Origin of the sequence: Coleofasciculus sp. G3-WIS-01, from assembly GCF_040223135.1 — a bacterium.
Taxonomy (GTDB): Bacteria; Cyanobacteriota; Cyanobacteriia; order Cyanobacteriales; family Coleofasciculaceae; genus Coleofasciculus.
The window spans coordinates 1-20,615 of sequence record NZ_JAVJZI010000130.1; the positions used below are offsets into that span (position 1 = coordinate 1).

A 20,615-nucleotide genomic window follows, 5' to 3' on the forward strand; every position below is an offset into this window, starting at 1 on the left:
ATCGATTGGCGATACTCACGACTTTCGCCTGTGCTAGACTACTTTTATAGATTAACACATTATTTATTACAATACAAGACTAAGAGAAAATAAAAAGTCGTCCTAAAAGGACGAGGCTTGTATCCCTAGTTCTCGGTCAAAGTCCTAGTTCTAGCGCTGACAACTCTTACCGCACTCGTCGGTACGGCGGATTGGGCGGCAGATTTTCCCCTGAGTCGAACCCTGTTGTCTGAATGGCAATGGGGAGGAGCTGGACAGTCCCAAACCCTGCTCAAAGAGCGTATTTTAGATGAAGGGGAAGCAGAAACCGCATTTCGGGCGCGGAGTTTGGCAATTCGAGAAAAGGTGGCGGCGGAGGATTTGCAGGGATTGGATACCTGGTGGCGTACTCGCACAATTAGTGACCCCCATAAGTACCTACTTCCAGTCATTCTTGCCCGCCTCAGCTTAGGGGAACAATACGATCGCCAGCAAACCTGGGATATACTCTTAGGTTTAGATGAAGGAAAACCGGATCTTTATCACTTTCGCAGCCCCTACGATATTCGCATCTTCTTCTTATTCCGAGATACCATGCCCAAAGCGGTACAATCCTCTTACCGTAGTATGGTGGATTCGCCGCGTGTGCGGGAGTGGCTGGAACAGGGTACAGAAAATCATCAGTTCATGCAGCGTATTTCCGGTTTAGCCCTGATGGATGGAAGTGGTTTCCCTACGCCTCTCCCAGCGACGGCGGCGACAAATGAGGCTTGGCTTAGGGCAGAATTGAATAAGTTCCTGACAATTGGACAGGGAGAGTTTCATTCTTCGACGTATTATGGTTATGCGATCGCAGGTTTGCTGAATCTCTATGATTTTGCCGATACTCCTGAATTGCGCCAGTTGGCGAAAGCCGCATTAGATTGGTACGCCGTCAATATGGCGGTGCGCTTCAGTTGGGGAACCGCAGGCGGTGCGGAAAGTCGCGGTTTTGATCGGGGGACGTGGGATGATAGTGGTTTGAGTGGGGTGGCTTGGATTTGGTGGGGGGATAGTTTAGCACCGGTTCAGCGTATGGATCGGGGTGTTACTAGGGTAGCATTACCTGCCGCGTTGAGTGATTATCGCCCGCCGCCCCAATTGAGAGCGATTGCCCGTAAGGAGATAAAATTACCCTTTCAGCTTAAAGCCAGTCATCCGGGTTATTATAGTTATCACCAAGACAACCGATTTTGGGAAACATTTTATGTGACTCCAGACTATAGTTTGGGTACATTAATTGACCCCAGTCGTTCGTATCAAGTCAAAGGCACCATTAATGCCCAATATGCTACCTATAAATTAGTCATCCGTGATCCAAAGGGGCAAAATAATGCCGTTGTTAGTCTAGGTGGAACCTATCATTCCGCCATGGCGACAGGGCGTTCTCCAGGAGATCAGTACGTCCAAGAAAAGGGTGCGGTGATTTATCAGTTACGATTAAATCCACAAGATAAAGCATCCGATGTACTGGGGCGTTCTCACCTAGTTTTACCGAGTCGATATGGGAAACCTCAGCGCTATAGGGATTGGTACATTTGGCGAATTGAAAATACCTTCCTTTGCGCCCGTCCTTGGGGTGAACAGATGGACTGGCAAAGTCAGGTATCAGAGAAATATTCTGATTACCAAGTGTTAGCGGCAATCGGCAGGAATACCGCTTGGATTACCGATGTAGCCAGTGTTGATGATTATCCCACAATCGAGGCTTTACAGCAAGCACTTGACCAAACAGAGATTCGCGATCGCTCTTGGGAGACAATGGGTCAGCTTACCTATACCAGTTTAGCCGGCGATCGCTTACAGATGACCTATCAACCCAATCGAGGGGCGGGCTTAGCTCAGATTAATGGCAAAGAGCGTGTTCTCGATGATTGGGCGGTGTTGGATAGTCCTTATGTTCAGCAACAATTAAATAGTGGTTTTTTAGACGTGTTTTCTCCCCAAGGAAACTGGCGTCTGCGAGGTACATTGACGGGTCCTGAATGGGATTAGGTAATAAGTAATAATTAGGGGCTACTGTAGGGGCGGGTTTAGCCACTAAGTTAGCTAGTCACCGATAACTGTTCAACAAAACCCGCCCTCCTCACCGATAACTGTTCAACAAAACCCGCCCTCCTCACCGATAACTATCGTTGGGTTTCGTTCCTCAACCCAACCTACAAAGATGACATGCTCCCCCCGCTACTTCTCCCCAATTTAACGCCATGACAGCTTAATTCATCGGTTAATATATCTTACTCTATAACCCTGATGCCGTTTTATGACTAAAAGCAATAATTCACGTTCCTGATTGGGTCAAATTTCCAGGAAAAAAGGAATCAGAGGAAAATAATAATCCTCTTCCGCCAATGCAGGTAAAAAATAGACCCCTCCATGAACAAGTTAACCCTGATGATCTGTCCCCATGATACGGCAAAAAAACCGGATCGATGGTTTCGGTTTGTCCAGTATTTAAATAATCAGCTTGATGTCAAAGTACATTTAGATGTTTCGCTGGATTTCCAGGATTTTCATCAACATCTAGAGCAAGCCGATATCGTCTATGCTAACCCTGCTGATAGTATCCGTCTGCGGGAACAACAAGGCTTTTCTGCTGTAGTTCGTCCGATCAATCTCTATGATGAAGTCGTGTATATTGCTAATCAGGATATCGCCAATCCCACCTTAGATTCGCTGCAAGGGAAAACTCTTGCCACTGTCAAAAGTATGCTACCGAGTAAGGTTGCTTTACATAGCCTCAAAGAAAAAGGAATTGCACCTGCACAAATCTTGGATAAATCCTCCTGGTTAGGAGTGATCAATAGCGTGTCCAAAAATGAAGCCCCTTTCGGCATTGTCTATAAAGACACATACAAGGAACTCTCAGCCAATACCAAGGCGATGGTTAATGCCTTTGCTGAATCGCAAGAAAAGGTCATCTTTCATAGTATCCATATTAGTCCCAATGCCATGGCTCATAAGAGTGAATTAGAACGTGTTCTTTTAGAGATGAATACAAATCCAGCCGGAAAAGATTTGTTGCAAGAACTCAATGTGGAAGGATGGTGTAAAACTACATCTGAGGAAATTAGTACAGCTAAGGAAATTATGATGACAGCTTAAACCATTCGATTCATCCCCAACCAACTTTTTAGTATGGTCAGGGATGAATCGCCAAATTCGATAAATATACGACTTAGGACAGATGACATTGGCTCTCCCGTACTTAGAGTGATAATAAAGTCTTGTGAATTAAGCTAAAGTCCCAGGGTGTAATGCTTGTAGGTTGGGTTGATAATGTTACCCAACTAATCCAGCTTAAAAGCTAAGTTTTCCTCAAATCAAGCCAATCGCCACACACATAAGTAAAATTTATCACACCATGTACGGGAGAGCCGTTTTTCTTTGGCTTAAAGACAGTTTTCGGGTAAAATACTAACTTCAATAACATAAATCGTATTTAGCGAACCATACTTGTACTCTAGTAGAGAAGAACTAGACCATTATCAATGCAGATTCAGACGCCAGATTGGGTGAAGCACGCCGTCTTCTATCAAATATTCCCGGATCGCTTCGCCAAGGGTCATCCACCCCGTTCGCAAGTGGCTAAAACACTTCCCCTAGAACCCTGGGATGCCCTGCCCACCTTACAAGGTTATAAGGGCGGAGATCTGTGGGGGGTAATGGAAAAACTCGATTATTTGCAAGATTTAGGCGTTAATGCCATTTACTTTACCCCCATCTTTCAATCCGCCAGTAACCACCGTTACCACACTCACGATTATTATCAGATCGACCCAGTATTAGGGGGGAATGGTACATTCATGACACTCTTGGAGAAATGTCATCAGCGGGAGATGAAAGTCGTCTTGGATGGTGTATTTAACCATGCAAGTCGCGGCTTCTTCTTCTTCCATGACATTCTCGAAAATGGTCCTTATTCGCCGTGGTTAGATTGGTTCAAGATTGAACGCTGGCCCCTATCAGCCTATGATGGCAGCAAACCAGCTAACTATGTCGGTTGGGAAGGCAATCGGGCGTTACCCGAATTCAACCATGATAATCCCGACGTGCGGGAATATATTATGCAGGTTGCCGAATATTGGATTAAACTCGGCGTCGATGGTTGGCGCTTAGATGTCGCCTATGAGATTGAAGCGCCAGGATTTTGGCAAGAATTTCGCGATCGCGTCAAAGCCATTAACCCAGATGCCTATATTGTCGGCGAAGTGTGGGTAGACTCTCGTCAGTGGCTAGATGGGACTCAATTTGACGGGGTAATGAACTACCTATTCACCGGACCCACCATCGCCTTTACCGCAGGCGATCGCGTGGTTCACGAATACGTAGAACAACCCTCTTACGAACCCTATCCTCCCCTAGATGCACCGGGTTATGCCGCTAAAATCGAGCATCTGTTGCAGCTATACCCCTGGGAAATTCAACTCACCCAACTCAACCTGCTAGCCAGTCATGATACAGCCCGACTGCTATCCATTGCCAGTGGCGGGAAGAAAAATCCATCCGCCGAAGCGATCGAAAGCGTTAAGCTAGCTACGCTATTACTGTTTACCTTTCTCGGCGCCCCCAGCATCTACTATGGAGATGAAGTCGGTTTACCCGGTGCATTAGATCCAGACTCCCGACGGGGTTTTCCCTTAGAATCTCAATGGAATCAAGAGATTCTCGATTGTCACCGTCAGCTTATTGCCCTGCGTCATCATCACCCCGCCCTGCGTACAGGTAGCTATAAAGTGCTCTTTGCCGAGGGAATGACGTATATCTTCGCCCGCCAACTGGAGGCAGATGAGTTAATTATTGCCGTCAATGCAGGAATGACAACCACCCAAGTTCAGGTTGAGGCGCCGCCAGAATTATCACCACGTCGTCAAATCCTGTACGGCGACGCCTGCTTCACCTGGAATCAAAACAATTTGGCGATAGAATTACCGCCTCGGACAGGTTGTATTTTGGGTTAACACCTCCGTTGACTCCCTCATCTCCCTCTATTGGAGAAGAGGTGGGGAAGAGGCCACTCAACCTGCCCCCCTTGACTGTTCCAGACGTAGAATGGTACGTCTGGGCATTCCTTGTCCCCATTTTGTGCCATTTATACCTTATTCCTTGGTTAAGGAATATATCAGAGAACAAACTTACGTAAAGTATTGCTGCTTACATCCAGAAGTTATCCACACTCCGCCTTACAATAGAAGTATCCTCCAAGAGCAGCTAAGACCAGCCCTAGCTCTGCTCTATTACGACACAATACTACAGGACGGAGTAGTCAGTATGAAGCTTGTGATCCAGGGCAAGAACATTGAAATCACTGATGCAATTCGAGAATATGTTAATCAAAAGATAGAAAAAGCGGTCAATCACTTTCAGAATATGACGACTGAGGTAGACGTGCATCTCTCTGTTGCCCGTAATCCTCGGATCAGCACGAAGCAAACTGCCGAAGTTACCATATATGCCAATAAAACCGTAATTCGTGCCCAGGAGAGTAGCGAAGACTTGTATGCCAGTATCGATCTGGTGGCAGATAAGATTCAGCGTCAACTGCGTAAATACAAAGAAAGGCTGCAAAAGAAAACACAGGCACAACCGAAAACAGGCGCTGTTATTCATGAAGCACCTGTGGTTGAGGATTTAATTGGCGATCGCGCTCCCGAACTGCCCACAGAAGTCGTGCGGATGAAATATTTCGCCATGCCGCCGATGACCATTGAAGAAGCCTTGGAACAGCTTCAACTGGTCGATCACGACTTCTATATGTTCCGGAATGCGAAAACCGATGAGATTAACGTCATCTATGAACGAAATCACGGCGGATATGGTGTGCTTCAGCCTCGTAATGGCAATGGTCATACCAATAATAAAAATGGCAAGACTGCCCAGAATCTTGAGGTGGTAACCAATACATCAACAATTTCATAGCATCTGTTATCAAACTTGGTGTCCTCTCTTGATCCTCCCCCGAGTGACAGACGGGGGATTCTTTTGAATATATAGAGGAATAGTGGTGTGGCAAGGGCAAAGATTCTAGTTGTCGAAGATGAAATTATTACTGCTCAAGCCATTGCCGGTCAACTCAAACGACTGAGTTACGACGTGGTGGATATCGCCAATTCTGGTACAGCCGCCCTCGCTAAAGTCGCTGAAACTCATCCGGATCTGGTGTTGATGGATATTGTTCTCAAACACCGAGAAATGGATGGAATTGAAGCCGCCGATCAAATTCGCAGCCAATTTAAAATACCCGTCATCTACCTGACGGCTCACTCCGAGGCGGCTACCTTGGCGCGTGCTAAAGTGACAGAGCCATTTGGCTATATTGTCAAGCCCTTTAATCAACGAGATTTAGGGATTACGATCGAAATCGCGCTTTATAAGCATCAAACCCAACAGCAGTTAATCGAACGCGAGGAATTTCTCTCGACGATTCTCGACTCAACCCATGATGCGGTAGTGGCAACGGATGCAATGGGCGGCATTACTTATATGAATCCTATCGCCCAAACCGTTACGGGTTGGTTGTCTACTGAAGCGATGGGCAAACCCATTACTGAAGTCGTGCAAATTCTCAATGAAGCCACGAATACAGTTGTGGAAAACCCAGTGATGCTACTGCTGCGGGGTGAACCTGTCCTGAATCAAGGACATAATCGCCTGTTAATTGCCAGAGATGGAACCAAGACGCCAATCGTAGATCATGTTTCCTTAATGCGCCCCAACGATGACCAGATCAAGGGTGCGGTTTTAGTGTTTTGTGATATCAGCGAACGCCGTCAAGCCCAAGCCCTAGAACTAGAACGGGTTAAACTGGCAACGGAAGTCGCCGAACGCCAAAAAGCCGAAGCCGAAATTCGCAAAGTCTTAATCGCTGAACAGGAATTGAGTGAACTCAAATCTCGGATTGTGGCAATGATTTCCCACGAATACCGCACACCCTTGGCAGTAATTTTAACCTCAACAGAACTCCTGAAACGGTACAGTGATCAGTTATCACAGGAGAAACAACAAACTTATTTAGACCGGATTCAAATGGGCGTCAAGCAGATGGCTCAGCTTGTGGAAGAGGTTCTCACGTTTAATAAAGCCCAAGCTGGCGAACTTCAGTTTAATCCCGAACCGTTGAATGTGGAAGACTTTTGTCTCCAATTGGTAGACGAACAGCGACTGATGGTCGGCGATCGCTATACTTTGACTTATAATGCTCAACTCTCGTCTGGTGAAGCGGAGTTAGATAAGCAGATGCTGCGACATATCGTCACCAATCTCCTTAGCAATGCGATTAAGTATTCTGCCAAAGGCACGACGGTTTCCTTGTCTCTACGCCACAAGGATGACAGCATTATCATTCAAGTTCAAGACCAAGGGATTGGTATTCCCGAATCGGAGCAACCTCGATTATTTTCCCCCTTTTTCCGTGCCAGCAATGTCAGTACAATTGCCGGGACGGGCATGGGACTGTCTATTGTTAAAAATTGTGTAGATTTGCATCAGGGGAAGATTGCGATCGCGACTCAGGTGGGCAAAGGGACAACGGTGACTGTCATCTTACCCGTCAACGCCAAACCGTCCTCTGGAAATCCCACCCATTAAAATATTTCAATTGATGAAGTTTTATTTCATCTAAAAAATAATCTATAATCTAATTTCGCCCAAATGGGTCATCAAGCCCCGTACAATAAGTTGGATACAGTCTTTTGAGGTGGAGGCAACAGAGCAATCATGCCAGCAGCAGTTGGGACGATTGAAGCGTTGGGGTTTCCAGGGATACTTGCCGCAGCAGACGCGATGGTCAAAGCTGGCGCTGTTACCCTGGTAAAGTTTGATCGCAATGAAAGTGGTCGCTTTATGGTCAGCGTTCGGGGCAAAATATCCGAGGTCAGGGTGGCTGTAGATGCGGGTCTAGAAGCGGTGGAGAAAACCTATGGCGCCGAGATAACTGCTTACTACATCATTCCTAATCCCCACGAAAATGTTGACACCGTTCTACCGATTGAATATACCAGTCAAGTTGAACAGTTTCGTACATTTTAACTGATTAAGGAAAGGGTAAAAGTTTCAGTTTCTCTAGGTCTAGTTCGCGATAAGAATGCTAAAGACAAAGAGTATTTTCCTGAAAAAAACCCATAATTCGTAGAATAAGTTTTTGATTTAATAATTTCACTGATTGAGGAGATTAGGCAATGTCAATAGTAGCAGTTGGGTCAATTGAAACCAAAGGCTTTCCCGGTATATTAGCCGCAGCCGATGCCATGGTGAAAGCGGGTCGAGTGACGATAGTCGGTTATATCCGCGTCGGTAGCGCTCGTTTTAATCTGAATATTCGTGGCGATGTTTCTGAGGTAAAAACTGCCATGGATGCGGGGATTGCCGCCGTTGAAAAAACCTATGGTGCAACCTTAGAATCGTGGGTGATTATTCCCCGTCCTCACGAAAATGTGGAGTGTGTTCTGCCGATTGCGTATACAGAAGAGGTTGAGCAGTACCGAGAAGCAGTTGAAAATCCATTAATCCAAGGTCGAGGAAACGGATTGCAACGTTAAAAAAATAGGGAAGGTAGGGTGTTATGTAGGGGCGGGCGGATGCAAGTTTTGCGCCCCTACGCGATCAGCGATCGCACCAATTAGTCAAAAACAAATGACAAATGACTAATAATGATTCCCCACCTTACGATGGTGTACCGCCGTCATCCCATCCGTCTGAGAAACCCGACCGGTAGAAACTGTGGCATAAATCGTCCAGTGATCGCCACAATCTAAGCGGCTTTTCACTTCACATTCCATATAGGCTAGGGCGTCGGCTAAAATCGGAGAACCATGGCTAGCAGAATAGGTTTTAATCCCATCAAAACGGTTCGCACCGGGCGGGAAGCGCTTGAGGAAATGCTTCATCAGTCCCTGGTAATTTCCAGCTTCTAGGACATTGAGAACAAAGTGATCGCCAACATACATTAACGACTCGATCGCCCGATCCTTTGCCACCGCCACAGATATACCCAGGGGTTTGAATGAGGCTTGCGTCACCCACGACGCTACCATCGCACTGCTGATATTCCCCTTTTTAGCCGTAATAACATACAATCCACTGCTGAGTCGCCCCAAGGCTTTATCCAAATCACTATCCAGGGACTTACTTTGCTTAATCGTGCGATCGCGTGATAACCATTGTCCTAAATCCGTTCCCGCTTCTTCACATAACTGATAAACCTGTTCATTAGGCGTATCTTTGACTAAAATCGGCGCAAACCCTGGCGTTAGTCCTAAATCCCGAAACTTATTCACCAACAGATAAGCTGATTCACTCTCAAGAGCCCCCGATTCAAATACACCAAAAGACTGCTTCGGATTTGTCGCCCCCAAAATTGTACCCATCGCAGTTTGGGCGATAGAGGCGACTTCCCCCGTCGTCGGTGGTGTACCCATCACCACCCCAGACGCTATACTCATCAATTCTTTAATCTCTTGCGGATCAGCCGATCGCACGTCCATCATATCCACCGCCACACCGGTTTTGGTAATTCCATGGGCAATGGCTTGGGAGAGGCGATCGCTATACCCGTAATCGGATATGTAAAATACAGCAACAGTCGTGTCTGCTTTTGCCTGTTCCTCACTCCACCGACGGTAACGTCCAGTGAGTTCACTCAGGTTGTGATAAAGTAGGGGTCCATGACCTGTGGCAATGGTGGTAATTTCGGGTAACTTGTCCATCCGTTTCAGGGCGGATAGCACAGAACGGGCATTTGGACCCATTAAACAGTCATAGTAATATTTAAAATCTTCTTCGAGTAGGTCTAAGTCTTCATCAAACGTGTAATCATCACAATAGTGCATGCCAAAGGCATCACAGGTAAACAGAACCTGGGTTTTGGTATCATAGGTGAAAATCGTATCGGGCCAATGGAGATTGGGAGCAATTACGGCTTCGAGGATATGTCCATTTCCCAAATCAATGCGATCACCATTTTTGACGATTTGCGATTGAAACGGCTGATTGACCCAATTTTCCAGAAATTGGATCGCCACTTTCGACCCCACAACTGTAATATTCGGGGCAAGTGCCAGAATATCTTTGACTAAGCCACTGTGATCCGGTTCCGTATGGCTGACGACTAGATAATCTAATCTAGCTGGGTCAATTAATCCTTTCAGAGTATCGAGATAGAGTTGGCGAAACTTTTCATGGGAGGTATCCACCAGCGCCGTTTTTTCACCCCGAATCAGGAATGAGTTGTACGTCGTGCCATTCTGTAAACCAAATTCTATATCAAAGCGATCGCGATCCCAATCTAGCGATCGGATTGCGGTGGTATCCGGGGCAATTTCGGTCGTCTGCATCGTCAACCGACGCTGAATTCCCTCTGCTACTGCTACCATCGGTCGTCTCCTTTCTTATATCAACTTCATTTACTCGGTCTTTAAATTATGTTTACATATCAATCCAGTTTTATAGATTTAAATTATTTATGAAATAGATTAAAACGGTATTCAGCAAGCCCTAAATAGACGAGGTGCGGTTCGGTCATGAGTTAGGCTCAATCAAGAGTATCTGGGAACCTCTCTCACCCTGTCCCGATTCAAGTGACGTTGAGGGAGATGGACGATATCGCGGACTAGACCCGTTAGTCAAGATTGAGCATTATCACGTTTCGGCTGAGAAAATAATAGAGGTAGAGGAATAGCGGGTATTATTTATGCAATTACAGACACAAAAACGCTCCTACACGCCAGAAGAATACTTAGAACTAGAGGAGAAAGCGGAGTATAAGCATGAATATCGCGATGGGGAAATTGTACCGATGACGGGTGGGACGACTAATCATAATAAGATTGCATTGAATTTTGCCGCCAACTTAAAGTTTGGGTTAAGAGGGCAAGATTACGATATCTATATCGGGGATGTACGGTTATGGATACCTCGTTATCGTCAGTACACCTATCCTGATGTGATGGTTATTGAAGGAGAACCGATTTACACAGGAACGGGGACAACGACGGTGATGAATCCCTCGTTGATTGTTGAGGTATTATCCAAATCGACGAAAAATTATGATTTAGGCGATAAGTTTATTTACTATCGGTCGATTCCGGAGTTTAAGGAATATATTTTGATTGACCAAACCAAATATCATGTGATGCAGTATGCCAAAAATCATAATGATCAATGGTTATTAAGTGAGCAAGAATCAGCCGAGGCGGTTCTCGAATTAAGTTCAATCGAATTTCAGATCAATGTAAGTGATATTTACGAAAACGTCAATTTTGCCGATAGTGAGAAATAGAAATGTAAAAGCGTCAAGTATCGTGGCGAAATGTCATGCTGAACAGAGTGAAGCATCTCGACCTAAGTAGTAGAACCATAAAAACCGTAGGTTGGGTTGAGGAACGAAACCCAACTTATAAAAGCTGCTGTTGGGTTTCGCTGTCGCTCTACCCAACCTACAACGGTGACTGTGTTAGGGTTATCAAATTGGATGGACTGATGATTAAAGACGAATGAAAAATGAAAAATGACGAATGAAAAATGACTTATAAACCGACAATCTGTATTACCTTAGGCACCCGCCCAGAGGCGATTAAACTAGCCCCGGTTATCCAACAGTTTCAAGCCTGTGATCTGTTTAAGACTCAGGTCATTTTAACGGGTCAGCATCGGGAAATGGTCGATCAGGTAATGCAGCTATTTAAACTAAAAGCTGACTGCAATTTAGAAATCATGCAAGTCAAGCAAACGCTGACCGATATTACCTGTCGAAGTTTGCGCGGATTGGAGGAGTTATTTACCGAGATTAACCCGCAGTTGGTTATCGTACAAGGAGATACGACGACAGCATTTGCTGCTACTTTAGCAGCATTTTATCAAAAAATTCCTGTGGGTCATGTAGAAGCAGGGTTACGAACGGATGATTTGTTTAATCCTTATCCCGAAGAAGCCAATCGGCGGTTGATTTCTCAGTTAGCCCAACTGAATTTTGCACCAACAGCTAAGTCGGTGGAGAATCTGAAGACATCGGGGATTGTGGGCGAGATTCATCAGACGGGGAATACGGTGATTGATGCTTTACTGACAGTAGCCAAGCAGGAACCCCAATGTCCGGTTCCGGGATTAGATTGGAACAAGTATCGCGTCTTATTAGCTACGGTTCACCGTCGGGAAAACTGGGGTCAACCTTTAGAACATATTGCCCAAGCCTTTGTCCAACTTTTGGATATGTTTACGGATACGGCTTTACTCTTACCCCTCCATCGCAATCCTACCGTCAGAGAACCCCTGAAACAAATATTAGGCAATCATCCGCGAGTCTTTTTGAGTGAACCCTTAGATTATGGCAAATTAGTGGGCGCGATCGCACGCTGTTATTTGTTGCTGACGGATTCGGGTGGATTGCAGGAAGAAGCGCCCAGTTTAGGTAAACCTATATTAGTGTTGCGCGAAACCACTGAACGTCCAGAAGCCATTACAGCAGGGACAGCGAAACTGGTGGGAACCAACCCCAGCCATATTGTCGCCGTAGCCAGTGAATTACTCCGGAATTCGAGGGCGTATCAGGATATGGCTACCGCCGTTAATCCCTTTGGTGATGGTTACGCCGCTCAACGGATTTTGGCAATTGTTAAACGTTATTTAGGGCTTGCTGAATAAGTATTGTCAAGATCCAGAAAAAGGTCTGAAAGTCTTCACCCAAAAGGAATCCGACAAATATCTTGCCTAAATTTATCTGTTTTTTAACTTAAAGATTCTGTAAACTTTCCAGCTATCTATAGAAAATATAATAGGTTGAACCTATACTAATTTAGGACTTACGCAAAGCCTCTATGTTTAGTAGCGTGGCACAGCTAAAATGGTGGATTATTATTGTAGGGGCGCACGGTGTGCGCCCAATTTCACCGTCAAATCTATTCCACAATTTTAGCTGTGTCAGTCCGCCATCGTGTGTTAGCGTAGCGTAACGCACCTTTGCCACGATATGCGGTGTAGATGCGTAAGTTCTGTAATTGTTACGCTGCTGGCACGGGTGATTTTTATACCATTGATACGTCGAGTGGAAATGCATCATTAGTGGCTCGCATTTCGGGATTTAGTAGCAGTGGTGATCTGGTATTTAACCCTGACAACAATCAGTTTTTAGCCACATCTAGAAGTGGTAGCACAGATACTTTGTTATCTATTGCTCTAGATGGTACAGCTACCCAGATTGGTAATATTGGCTTCGTGGATGTTTTTGGCTTGTTCTTTGAGGATGGCACCCTGTTTGGTTATACCGCTAATCGACAACAGATTACTATTAATACCAACACAGGAGCCGGCACATTTAATCAAAATGTTACAGGTAGTAGTGGTCAAATCTTTGGTGCTGCATCATTACCATCAACAGGTCCCTCAACTTCTGTTCCCGAACCCACTTCAATACTCAGTTTATTAGCCGTTGGTGTTGTCGGCACCGCTTCAACCCTCAAGCGCCGACAGAAGCAAAAATCATAAGCTTATTATATCATGTCAGTTTGAACAGACTTGTATGAGCCTGTTTGTAGTCAGCACTTTAGTGCTTGAAAATAAGCCATTTTAAGGCACTAAAGTGCCTACTACAAACAATTTCCTGTTTCCTGTGGGAGTATCTCTTAATCCAAAATGGGATGCTCCCGTTCCCTATCTCCTGGCACACAACGCCCGAAAATCCTGGGGATTGGCATCATTAATCCTTGGCGACTCTGAATTATTTTGTAAATAATCCTCTAACCAAGAACAACTGCGTCCAACTAAATCCGCTAAATCCAAATTCCACAGAATAACCGTCGTATCTTGAGACGCTGATGCCAAAATCTTACCATCAGGACTGAAACTCACACCAAACACGGCATCTTTATGACCGACAAAGGAATTAATTAAATGACCCGTGTGCCGACTCCACAGATTCACCGTTTTGTCATCACTCGCCGAGGCAATAAACTCCCCATCGGGACTAAATGTTACCCAATTAACTAATCCATTATGTCCCTTCAAAGAACGCATTAATTCACCCTCTCGATTCCATAAATTCACCGTTCTATCACTACTTGCTGAAGCAATCAACTCGCCATCGGGACTAAACGTTACCCAATTCACGCCATCCCTATGCCCCCTCAATGTTTTGATCAACCTGCCGTTACGACTCCAAAGTTTCACCGTTTTATCTTCAGAGGCTGATGCAATTAAAGACCCATCCGGACTAAATGTTACCCCCCACACTGTCCCCTGATGACCGATTAAAGTTTTATCCAATCTGCCATCAATTTGCCACAGTTTGACCGTTTTATCCGTGCTACTTGAGGCGAGTCGCTGACCATCGGGACTAAAATTAACACTGGTTACCCCATCTTTATGTCCTGACAAGGTTTTCTGCCAGGTTCCATCTTGATTCCAGAGTTTAATCGTGGTATCATCACTCCCTGTCGCTAGGGTCTTACCATTGTCAGAAAAACTGACACTATTGACCGGCTTTTGATGTGCCGAAATTGTTTTTAATAATTTGCCTTGGCGAGTCCAGAGTTTCACTGTATTATCCCAGCTAGCTGTAGCAATTCTCTGACCATTGGGGGAAAAACTGATACTGCTGATGGGTTGGCTATGTCCAGGAATTGGTTGCAGCATTCCCCCCTCCACTTGCCAAAGTTTGATGGTATTATCGGCACTAGCAGACGCCAATATTTTGCCACTGGGACTGAATCCTAATCCGAGAATTGCCTTACCATGTCCCTGCAATGTGTCAATTAATCTGCCATCGGGACGCCAGAGTTTAATGGTGTTATCCTCACTTCCAGAGGCTATTATCTGACCATCTGGACTATAGGCGACTGTAATTACAGCCTCTTGATGTCCGGATAGAGTGTTGAGTAATGTACCATCGGTTCGCCATAGTTTGATGGTTTTATCTGCACTAGCAGATACGAGATATTCACCATCGGGACTAAAACTGATGTCGAGTACGGGTTGATTGTGGGCGGTTAAGGTTTTGAGTAAGGTACCATCAGATTGCCACAGTTTAATCGTTCTATCACGACTGGCGGAAGCAATCAACTGACCATTGGCAGAAAAACTTACATCTAAAACCCAATGATTATGACCGGAAAGAGTCCTCAGCAGTGTCCCGTCGATATGCCAAAGTTTAATGGTATTATCCTCACTCGCCGAGACAATCCGTTGACCATCGGGACTAAAGCTGATACTGTGGACGCGATCGCGATGTCCGGTTAAGGTTCTTAATGATGTACCCTCTCGACTCCAGAGTTTAATTGTATTATCCTCACTAGCAGAAGCTAAGATTTGACCCTGGGGACTGAAGCGAACCGAATACACCCCCTCTTGATGTCCCAGCAAATCTTCTAGCAATTTCCCCTGCTGACTCCACAGTTTAATCGTTTTATCTTTAGACGCTGAAGCAATCAACTCACCATCGGGACTAAAACTAACGCTACTCACCCAATCACTATGTTCAGTTAAACGGTTGCGTTCTCTCACCCCATACACCACCTGTTGCAATGTAGAAATCACCCGCATCTTGGTTTCCTTTGTCACCCCCAGGGCTTGTTTTAATTCTTTGGCGGCTGATAAACTTTTTAGTAGGGCGTCAAATTTGCGGTTTGATGCGACTAAGGCTTCTGCTGAAGCATTCAAGGCAATTAATTGGGCGTTGGTTTCACTAAATACCGCTCGCCATACCAATCCTACCGCAATCACCGCCAGTGTCGCTAATGTCACGCCAACAATCTGGGCTTCTTGCAAACGGCGTCGTAGAACTTGATTTAATTTCTCCTCAGCTTGGTGTTGTTTCTCCACAGCAGCAGCATGTTTTTTCGTCGCCGCTGATAATTTAGACCGCAGGGTTTTTTCCCGAATCAGTTGTTGGATTTTATTTTGACTATCCTTATCTTTTTGACGCAGTTCTTCCAGTTCTTTCCGCAGAGTATTTTGTTCATTCTGGCGAATAAATTCTACCAGATAATCATGAACCAGTTGATAGCGATGGCTGGGAATTTCGGGGAGGAGGAAAACTAAGCCAGATTTCTCTAATATTTCTAAGATTAAATCTAGTTTCTGGATATCAAGATCCGATTCAATAACTAATTCGGCACGGGTTTTTAAGGGACGATTATTATTTTCATCGGTGAGGAGTTGCAAAACCAGCCAAGCCGCCTGTTCGTTTTCTACACCACAGTCTTTTAAGGCTTTTTCTAGGAAGCGTTCCGCCAGCTTTTCTACAGGACCCCGTTGTCGATATTGCGCTAGGGTGGTTATATTTTCTGCTTGCAACTGCGCCCCAACGACTTGTAATTCAATTGGACGGACTTCTCCCAGTTCTCGGGCTAAATCTCGGACTAATTCATCAATTAACGTGGATTCTAAGTAAAAATGAGCGCGTTCGGTTAGGCTTTGGATCACCGCCCGGGCGTCGGGAGGGGAAAAATTGCCCAAAGGGTAGCGATTTTTTCGATCCAATATGTTATTTTCAATTACTTCTAGATCAAGTTTCTCAAATTCTAATAAGTAGTGTAAGAAGTCTTCCCGAATGGAAACAATAATTTTAACAAAGGACAGATCTAAACAGGTCTGGAAAAACTGATAAAATAAGCGGGTTTGCTGGGGAGAGGCATGTCCCAGAAAAAACTCTTCAAATTGGTCAAAGATTAATACTGTTAAGATATTACGATCGGCGTTATCGTGTAACTGGGCTTGCAACTGGTTGAGAATAAGTTCATCGGAACTATCGTCACCAATGATTTGTGTGGCGGCAAATTGGTCAGATTGACGGGAGGTTAACCCAGACAGGGCGGTTCTCAAGTTTTTATTGAGTTCCTTAATCCAATCAGTATACACTTGCAGTACCACAGGTAACACTAAGCGATCGCCTAATGCTCTATGCTTGAGGGCGGGTACTAAGCCTGCGGAAACGATGGAACTCTTCCCGACTCCAGAAGGTCCATGAATCACCGTCAATTGGCAATCCGCACGGCTTAAACGTTCAATTAAACGCTGCACATCCTGTTGACGTCCGGATGCGGCAATTTCTTGGGCAACAATTTCTTGCTGTTCGACTGGGGTTAAGGTAGGATTAGTTACGGCTCGTCGAGGCTGGAGACGAGCCGCACCAATGAAGGCACGAAATCCATAGAGTTGTTCGACTGCCCCTTGTTCTTGCTTGAGCTCAAAGGCTTCTAAGTAACGCTGTTGCTCAAAGTACAGCCGCCGCAAGCTTTCCAAAAGATATAGGTAACGCTGGGGTTCGTAATGATAATCGCTTTTGGCAATGGCATCCGGCAAATCTTGACTTGCCCGGTTTAGATGGTGGGTGGCTTCAGTTGATTGATGCAACTGATCATAGGATTTGACCAGGATGAGTTGATAGAGTTGGGTTAATAAATAGGGATGTAAGCCTTGATAATCTTGGGGTTGATTGGGGATAGAGGTTAACTGGGAGAGAGCTTGCTGCGCCCAGTGATTGGCATCTCTCCACCGCCGTTTGACTAGGGCGACTTCTGCTAAAAAGCCATAATCTTGCGCCAGTTGGATAGGGGAACCGTAGCGTTGGTGTACCTGTAAGCACTGTTTGGCTACCTGTTGGAGGGAGTCCCATCCTTCTAAATGTTGCAACACTTCTGCCTGTTGGGTAATAAACTGCGCCACCAAATCCGGACGTTCCGCCCACTCAAACGCCTCAACCGCTTGCTGAAGATAGGGCCACGCTTCTTCCCAGTTGCGGTGTCGTTGCGCCCGATGTAAGTCAGCATTACGGCAATAACATAAGCCTAAATGAAATAGGAGGACTCCTTGACGTTCTAAATTATTGGTAATGCGCCAATACCGCAGGCTTTTTTGGTAACGGATAACTGCTGCATCAATATGATCATTGGCATAATCATATTGACCTAATACAAATTGCAGACTCGCTTCTAGTTCCGGGGTAATCGTTTCTTGGCGCTGTTGTAAGTCATGGAGGGCGCAATCGAGTTCGGCGCGGGAACGGCATCCTGTGGCTAAATTAAGATTGGCATGGTGGGTACAAATACGCCAGGGGGCATATCGCCCTGGAGTTCCTTTTAATACGGTTCTAAATAGGGAGTCTGCTTTGTGTTGCAGCAAATCGAGTAGTTCATCGGTGGCAATTTCAAACTTAATCGGAGTTGCTGCCCAACTGCTAAAATCGGGAGCAGAGCGGACGAGTTTGTGCAATACTTCGTCATTCACCCACAAGACTAAGGGGAAGGGTAAGCGTTTGCGAAATTCATCCCGCACTTGATTGGTGGAGGTGAGTAAGTCATTTAGCGCTTCGACGGATTCAAGCCCGAGGATGATTAAGGCGGGAGGAGTTTTGAGTTCCACCGGAACGTCTCTACTATCTTCCCGTCTTCCTGATTCCTCTATTGGGGCGGGTTTAGTTAGGTTATCTGTTGTTTCCGACAGGTTATCGGTAAACTCCCCCCCGACAACCCGGTTCCCAGACGCGCCATGCTGATTTATCCCCACATAATTTTGAATTGTGGTGTAAAGGGTGGTGACGGATTCGGGAAGAACTAATTCCTGAATTTGGTATCGACCTTGAGCTCGTTCGTGCAGTTGGTGTAAGATACGTTTCTGTAAAAGCTTGTAATTACAGCGCACCAAGACGAGAGAGAACTCTCCCTGAGAAAATGCGATCGCGCGATCGAGGGCGTTCAATGAACTCTGGTTATAGTCGGTAACATTTTCGGGTTGTTTGGTTTCAATCATTGGCAAACGTGGTTCGGCGTTCGTCCAGCATGGGATTGATCGCAACTGGACGACCGGGTAAAACAGCAGTGAACTTGACTTTCTTCTTCTAGTGTGATACATCACAACCGGAACCAACAACGTCCGCTCTGATTGGTTATCTCAATCTGTATTTGATACCTTGGCTTTATAGTATTGAGGGTTGAGGCGCGAGCAAGGTTCCTTTGCTCAGGGTTGATGGTACACCCATCCTAGGGCGCACACCAACCATCTCAGGGCGCAATTAAAACCCGAATTACTGATGTGCGATCGCGCCTAGTTCGTAGTTCGTAGCTTGTAGTAAGGGCTTTAGCCCTCAATAAGCCTGGGCGAAGAGAATTCACGTAACTCGACCAGCTCACGTCTGCCTACTGGATTATAAACCTTAATGGTTGGGATCAGGGCGGGTTTATTGAATTAAGGAGTTTCTCGCCACAGTTAACGGTAAAACCCGCCCCTACAAGTGAATTAGTTTTCTTGGTATCTGGGTTTAACTGTCAAATCCAGAGGTCATAAAACCAACATTTGTGCGATCGCCTCTTCTACTATCTTGTCTGAAAAGCTTGATGAAGAGGCTATAGGCAGGCACATTTTCCCACGATAAAAAGTATACCATAAAATTGTGCGATCGCATCGTTCGTCCTCATGTCCATGCCAAGTCCTCAGTCAAGATAAACCTGACTAAATTCTACCTGGGAGCCTTCTGCGCTTAAACCAGTTGAGACTCTAATGAACAAACCCGCTCATTTCGGCGGGATACTATCCTTAACTCATGAGGATAGCGTGGGCGCGGATTATCCACTAACCAGATCGGGGGAACCATCATAGGTTCATAGAAATCAATGGTGTATAGGATTCCCGGTTGCGCTTTCAATTCCACCAGAGATCCAGGTAAATATTCAAATGCTTCATCCCAATCGATCGCTGTATCGACGTTCATAAGATTATATCAATGTGTTTGCCGTAACCTACCTACCAAGCTGAGCCGAAAATTTCAGGTAAATTGTTTTTTCTGTATCTGATGATACTTTTTTGCCGTAATACTTGTCTATTTCTGGAGGAATATATTTACAAATCCTGACATTTGGCGATTTCTCGGGCAAGCAACCGCTAACATCTCCCCAGTTCCCAGACGTAGCATGGCACGTCTCTACATGCTCCCAGACGTGCCATGGCACGTCTCTACATGCTCCCTCTTTCCATCTATACCTGTTGGGGGAATTGGCGTATTGTAGTATCGGTCTATAGTAAAGGACTATGCCTTATTGAAATTAGCCATAGCTATCCGCCTAACACTGGACAACTGTGGATAACACAACCATTCCAGTTATGGATAGCCAGTCTCAGCAAACGCTACGTTATCAGGGTCATGGAATCTATAAGTGCTTGCCAGCTTATAGTTTAAAAGCCGTTTAGGTTTAAACAGGTGATTTAGGTATAGCCAGTGACCTAGGCACAACAAGCCTTAATAACATTGACGAGGCACAATTTACCCTGGAAACAGGAGTTTTCGTATTATGCGAGTTTTCGTAATCAACCAAAACTTGGAACCACTCTCTCCTTGCCACCCCGCCAAAGCCAGAAAGCTACTTTCTTGTGGTAAGGCAGCTGTGTGGAAGCGATACCCTTTTACCATCATCATGAAACAGGAGGTGGAAAATCCTGTTGTGAAAGAACATCGATTGAAAATTGACCCCGGTTCCAAAGTAACTGGACTAGCCATCTTAGAAGGTCTGCGAGTTGTATTTGGGGCTGAGTTGACCCACCGAGGGCCCGCAATAAAGGCAACTCTAGAGTCTCGTCGCGCTATTCGGCATAGCCGTCGTAGCCGTCATACTCGATAC

The 20,615-nt window shown here is 45.5% G+C and carries 15 protein-coding genes; 12 read left to right on the top strand and 3 right to left on the bottom strand.

Translation table 11 applies throughout. The features are described from left to right. Positions 1-225: 225 nt before the first annotated feature. From RIM23_RS12785 to RIM23_RS12815, 7 genes are all read left to right on the top strand, one after another. A complete protein-coding gene (locus tag RIM23_RS12785) occupies positions 226-2,013 on the top strand; it encodes a hypothetical protein (protein WP_446367610.1) in 1,788 nt (595 codons plus the stop codon). 381 nt (positions 2,014-2,394) lie between these two features. Continuing rightward, the gene (locus RIM23_RS12790) at positions 2,395-3,123 is read left to right on the top strand and encodes a phosphate/phosphite/phosphonate ABC transporter substrate-binding protein (RefSeq protein WP_446367612.1); all 729 of its coding nucleotides are present in this window, start codon (positions 2,395-2,397) and stop codon (positions 3,121-3,123) included. A gap of 386 nt (positions 3,124-3,509) precedes the next feature. Next, positions 3,510-4,979: a glycoside hydrolase family 13 protein gene (locus tag RIM23_RS12795; protein ID WP_446367614.1), complete on the top strand. Its 1,470-nt coding sequence runs from the start codon at positions 3,510-3,512 to the stop codon at positions 4,977-4,979. A gap of 310 nt (positions 4,980-5,289) precedes the next feature. Next, positions 5,290-5,937: a ribosome hibernation-promoting factor, HPF/YfiA family gene (gene hpf, locus RIM23_RS12800; RefSeq protein WP_446360553.1), complete on the top strand. Its 648-nt coding sequence runs from the start codon at positions 5,290-5,292 to the stop codon at positions 5,935-5,937. Between the two features lie 87 nt (positions 5,938-6,024). Further along, positions 6,025-7,605 carry an ATP-binding protein gene (locus RIM23_RS12805; protein ID WP_446367616.1) on the top strand — a complete coding sequence of 527 codons (1,581 nt, stop codon included), beginning with the start codon at positions 6,025-6,027 and terminating at the stop codon, positions 7,603-7,605. 129 nt (positions 7,606-7,734) lie between these two features. Next, positions 7,735-8,046, top strand: coding sequence for a carbon dioxide-concentrating mechanism protein CcmK (locus RIM23_RS12810; RefSeq protein WP_446336083.1), 312 nt, complete (start codon positions 7,735-7,737; stop codon positions 8,044-8,046). A 149-nt stretch (positions 8,047-8,195) separates the two neighbouring features. Continuing rightward, positions 8,196-8,555: a carbon dioxide-concentrating mechanism protein CcmK gene (locus RIM23_RS12815; protein WP_446336082.1), complete on the top strand. Its 360-nt coding sequence runs from the start codon at positions 8,196-8,198 to the stop codon at positions 8,553-8,555. A 105-nt stretch (positions 8,556-8,660) separates the two neighbouring features. Here RIM23_RS12815 and RIM23_RS12820 read toward each other — a convergent pair whose 3' ends face one another. Beyond that, on the bottom strand, positions 8,661-10,388 hold the full coding sequence (locus tag RIM23_RS12820; protein WP_446367618.1) for a diflavin flavoprotein: 1,728 nt from the start codon (positions 10,386-10,388) through the stop codon (positions 8,661-8,663). Positions 10,389-10,705: 317 nt separating this feature from the next. Here RIM23_RS12820 and RIM23_RS12825 point away from each other — a divergent pair, with 317 nt between their 5' ends. The 3 genes from RIM23_RS12825 (at position 10,706) to RIM23_RS12835 (ending at position 13,494) form a co-directional block, all read left to right on the top strand. Further along, on the top strand, positions 10,706-11,293 hold the full coding sequence (locus tag RIM23_RS12825; protein ID WP_446367620.1) for a Uma2 family endonuclease: 588 nt from the start codon (positions 10,706-10,708) through the stop codon (positions 11,291-11,293). 242 nt (positions 11,294-11,535) lie between these two features. After that, complete coding sequence (gene wecB, locus RIM23_RS12830) at positions 11,536-12,654, top strand: non-hydrolyzing UDP-N-acetylglucosamine 2-epimerase (RefSeq protein WP_446367622.1); 1,119 nt, start codon at positions 11,536-11,538, stop codon at positions 12,652-12,654. A 336-nt stretch (positions 12,655-12,990) separates the two neighbouring features. After that, a complete protein-coding gene (locus tag RIM23_RS12835; RefSeq protein WP_446367624.1) occupies positions 12,991-13,494 on the top strand; it encodes a PEP-CTERM sorting domain-containing protein in 504 nt (167 codons plus the stop codon). A gap of 165 nt (positions 13,495-13,659) precedes the next feature. Here the strand turns inward: RIM23_RS12835 and RIM23_RS12840 are convergent, their stop codons facing one another. Both RIM23_RS12840 and RIM23_RS12845 read right to left on the bottom strand, forming a co-directional pair. Further along, positions 13,660-18,753, bottom strand: a complete 5,094-nt coding sequence (locus RIM23_RS12840; protein WP_446367626.1) for a WD40 domain-containing protein — start codon at positions 18,751-18,753, stop codon at positions 13,660-13,662. A 727-nt stretch (positions 18,754-19,480) separates the two neighbouring features. Next, a complete protein-coding gene (locus tag RIM23_RS12845; protein ID WP_446336074.1) occupies positions 19,481-19,711 on the bottom strand; it encodes a hypothetical protein in 231 nt (76 codons plus the stop codon). Positions 19,712-19,942: 231 nt separating this feature from the next. Between RIM23_RS12845 and RIM23_RS12850 the strand changes: the two genes are divergently transcribed. After that, positions 19,943-20,176 carry a hypothetical protein gene (locus RIM23_RS12850; protein ID WP_446367628.1) on the top strand — a complete coding sequence of 78 codons (234 nt, stop codon included), beginning with the start codon at positions 19,943-19,945 and terminating at the stop codon, positions 20,174-20,176. A 112-nt stretch (positions 20,177-20,288) separates the two neighbouring features. Next, positions 20,289-20,615: RRXRR domain-containing protein (locus RIM23_RS12855; protein ID WP_446367630.1), on the top strand; the 327-nt coding region annotated here is incomplete at its 3' end.

Coding starts and splice junctions, on each gene's coding strand:
- RIM23_RS12790 (WP_446367612.1), top strand. CDS start 2,395: ATGAACAAGTTAACCCTGATGATCTGTCCCCATGATACGGCAAAAAAA.
- RIM23_RS12795 (WP_446367614.1), top strand. CDS start 3,510: ATGCAGATTCAGACGCCAGATTGGGTGAAGCACGCCGTCTTCTATCAA.
- hpf (WP_446360553.1), top strand. CDS start 5,290: ATGAAGCTTGTGATCCAGGGCAAGAACATTGAAATCACTGATGCAATT.
- RIM23_RS12810 (WP_446336083.1), top strand. CDS start 7,735: ATGCCAGCAGCAGTTGGGACGATTGAAGCGTTGGGGTTTCCAGGGATA.
- RIM23_RS12815 (WP_446336082.1), top strand. CDS start 8,196: ATGTCAATAGTAGCAGTTGGGTCAATTGAAACCAAAGGCTTTCCCGGT.
- RIM23_RS12820 (WP_446367618.1), bottom strand. CDS start 10,388: ATGGTAGCAGTAGCAGAGGGAATTCAGCGTCGGTTGACGATGCAGACG.
- RIM23_RS12825 (WP_446367620.1), top strand. CDS start 10,706: ATGCAATTACAGACACAAAAACGCTCCTACACGCCAGAAGAATACTTA.
- wecB (WP_446367622.1), top strand. CDS start 11,536: ATGACTTATAAACCGACAATCTGTATTACCTTAGGCACCCGCCCAGAG.
- RIM23_RS12835 (WP_446367624.1), top strand. CDS start 12,991: ATGCGTAAGTTCTGTAATTGTTACGCTGCTGGCACGGGTGATTTTTAT.
- RIM23_RS12840 (WP_446367626.1), bottom strand. CDS start 18,753: ATGATTGAAACCAAACAACCCGAAAATGTTACCGACTATAACCAGAGT.
- RIM23_RS12845 (WP_446336074.1), bottom strand. CDS start 19,711: ATGAACGTCGATACAGCGATCGATTGGGATGAAGCATTTGAATATTTA.
- RIM23_RS12850 (WP_446367628.1), top strand. CDS start 19,943: ATGGCACGTCTCTACATGCTCCCTCTTTCCATCTATACCTGTTGGGGG.